The sequence below is a fragment of the Calothrix rhizosoleniae SC01 genome, from assembly GCF_900185595.1.
GTDB classification, from domain to species: domain Bacteria; phylum Cyanobacteriota; class Cyanobacteriia; order Cyanobacteriales; family Nostocaceae; genus Calothrix_A; species Calothrix_A rhizosoleniae.
In genome coordinates, this window is the sequence record NZ_FYBH01000232.1 from 1 (window position 1) to 3,213 (window position 3,213).

Genomic DNA, 3,213 nt, shown 5'->3' on the forward strand with positions numbered 1-3,213 from the left:
AATCACTGGGATGTGATTTTGAATTTTTTGCTCATAAGTATTGTCAATTTGCTGGCTACTAAGAAAAGCTATAAGCTATGCGGAATAATTACTACAGCTTTTCAAGTTATTGAACAATGGAAGGATGGCTCAGGAGATTGTCCTTGATGCAGTCTCCTAGGCACGCGATCGCCACTCGCGAACAAATTTCTCCTTTTCCACATCCCGTGAAAAGTCAGATGAGCCTTCTCCCCTGCCTCTTCTGGTCATCGGGACTGCCTTGCTTGAATCACATGCTAAAATTAGCCAGAGTACAAGGGTTTCAATTACTTAAAAAAACTTTATACCTAATTTAGTTTGACACCATACCCTTACCTGATAATATGTTTGGCATTTGCCTATAGATACAGAGACTATTTCTACTGATTTGATTGGATATATTTGTAGAAATGTCTATGCACATTCTTTTCTTTCTACATAATTGCAAGCTTTTTGGATAATTATATATGACTTCTGCAGCTGAACTACCAGCCAATACTGGTGTCCATTTGACTGATCGAGAAAGTCCCCAAATAGTCGATCCCCTGAAAACTGCTACTGGTGTGTATGTGACAGTACACGGTCATTTTTACCAACCACCACGGGAAAATCCTTACCTAGATGCCATTGAGCGCCAACCAGGTGCAGCTCCATGCCATGATTGGAATGAACGCATTCACCATGAATGCTACCGTCCTAACGCCTTTGCCAGAGTCTTAAATGAGCAGGGTGAAGTGGTGGGGATCGCAAATAATTATGAGTATTTGAGCTTTAATTTTGGACCAACGCTGATGTCATGGTTAGAGCGTCATGATGTGGAAGTGTATCAGCGAATTTTAGAAGCAGATCGAAAAAGTTGCGATCGCCTCAATGGACATGGAAATGCCATCGCCCAAGTGTATAATCACGTGATTATGCCCCTGGCGAATGAACGGGATAAATATACGCAAATTCGTTGGGGTAAAGCAGACTTCCGTTCCCGATTTGGGCGGGATCCCGAGGGTATGTGGCTGGCGGAAACTGCTATCGATTACCCTACCCTAGAAGTATTGGTAGATGAGGAGATTAGCTTTGTAATCCTAGCTCCTTCCCAAGCCCAACGTTGTCGTCTCCTACCCTATGATGAAGATGGCGATCCCCAATGGCATGAAGTCGGAGGAAGTCAGATCGATCCCACCCGTCCCTATCGTTGCTATTTACCAAGCAATGAAAAGGGTGAATCTCGATATATTGATATCTTCTTTTACGATGGCCCCATTTCTCGGGATATGGGTTTTAGCGACGTTCTCTACAATTCTACTTATCTTACAGGAAGACTAGGAGCAGCAGTCCGGGGGGATCATCGTCCAGCACAATTAATTTCCGTGGCGACGGATGGAGAAACCTTCGGGCATCATAAGAGAGGAACGGAGAAAACCTTGGCTTATGCGTTTACTGAGGAATTTCCCCAGTGGGGCTGGACAGTAACTAACTTTGCTCACTATCTCAGTATTAATCCCCCTACCTGGGAAGTAGAATTAAAGCCAGTCACAGCCTGGAGTTGTGCCCACGGTGTTGATAGATGGCAAGATGACTGTGGTTGTGGTGGTGGTGGCGAATGGCACCAAAAATGGCGAAGACCTCTGCGGGATTCCTTAAATTGGTTGCGCGATCGCTTAATAGAAGTATATGAGTCCTATGGCAAACAGTATTTCTCCGATCCCTGGCAAGCACGGGATGCATATATCCAAGTTCTCCGGGATCGCTCCCCGGCAAATGTGCAAAATTTCCTTGCCCATCATCAAAAATATCCCCTAGAAGAGAGTGAACAGGTAGACGCTTTATGTCTGTTGGAAATGCAGCGTTATGCCTTATTTATGTTTACTAGCTGTGGATGGTTTTTTGAAGAAATTTCCCGTCCTGAAGGTACCCAAATTCTTCGCTATGCAGCTAGGGCTTTAGAATTAGCTGGAGAAGTAGCAGGAGTGCAATTGGAAAAAGGCTTATTGAAGCGCTTGTCTTCAGCTCCCAGTAATGTGGAAGAATTCGACAACGGAGCTATGGTTTACCGTCAGTTAGTTATGACGGCGCAAATTACCTTTAACCAAGTAGCAGCACAGTACGCTATCACCTGTTTATTTAATCACCAGAAATCCGAGAGTAATGGTGGCGGGGTAAAGCAAAATTATTTACTGGATCGCCAACGGGCTTACTGTTACAATGTCCGTGAATTTGATCGCCAATTACAAAGACTAGGCTCCTTGACCCTAGCAGTGGGTCATTTGAAACTAGTATCAGAAATCACATGGGAACAGCAACACCTAGTATTTGCTGTGCTCCACTTAGGGGGCTGGGACTTTCATTGTTGTATTAAACCATTCCAGGGTAGACGGGATTACACCGAATTAAAAACCCAACTATTTGCTGTCTTACAACAAGCTAGTGCAGCTCGTACCATCTTGGCAATGACCAATTTATTTGGCGAGGAAAGTTATAGCTTAGAGAACTTATTTGCCGAAGAACGCCACCGCTTAATGCAATTACTCAGTCAGGAGACACTGACACGTCTAGACCAACTTTATACCCAAACATACCGTGATAACTACGGTGTATTAATGGCATTTCATCGGGATGGACTCACAGCACCCCGAGAACTGCAAGTAGCAGCAGAAATAGCATTGGGATATCGTTGTATGACTGTATTGCGATCGCTAGAACAAGACTGGAACGAACCCCAGTTAAGTAGTCATCGGATGGTAGAGTTACAAGCAACCGCCACAGAAGCACAACACCTATGCTGCCAGTTAAATATCCCCGAAGGTAAGCAAATACTAGAACAGCTGATTGTGCGATCGCTTTGGCAATTATTACATGATGTTAACGATACATTTAGTCATGATATCCAAAAATTAGAGAACTTAATTGATGTAGCTTACCAGTTAAATATAGGTATTTCTCTGGCTCGTGCCCAAGAACTATACTTTAACTGTTTGCATAACCAAATCGCACCTCAACTGTTCATAAGCCTTGATAATGAAGAAAATTGCGATCGATATCATCAACTTTTGATATTGGGACATAAATTAGGTATCCATGTTGCTCCTTGGTTAACATACTTAGAGTAAGCAAAGATACCAATTTCTCATGAATATTAGCTACAGCTAATACCAATTTGAAAAAAGAATGCGACACATGGGTAGAGGTTTAGCATTGCTC

The 3,213-nt window shown here is 43.2% G+C and carries 1 protein-coding gene; it reads left to right on the top strand.

Features of this window, described 5'->3' with window-relative positions; all coding sequences use genetic code 11:
- The first annotated feature begins 485 nt into the window (after positions 1–485).
- The gene (locus CALSC_RS13845) at positions 486–3,122 is read left to right on the top strand and encodes a DUF3536 domain-containing protein (protein WP_088241913.1); all 2,637 of its coding nucleotides are present in this window, start codon (positions 486–488) and stop codon (positions 3,120–3,122) included.
- Positions 3,123–3,213: the final 91 nt, after the last annotated feature.

What these genes read in the sequence shown, in the direction of transcription:
- CALSC_RS13845 (WP_088241913.1), top strand. Translation starts at nt 486, where the DNA reads ATGACTTCTGCAGCTGAACTACCAGCCAATACTGGTGTCCATTTGACT.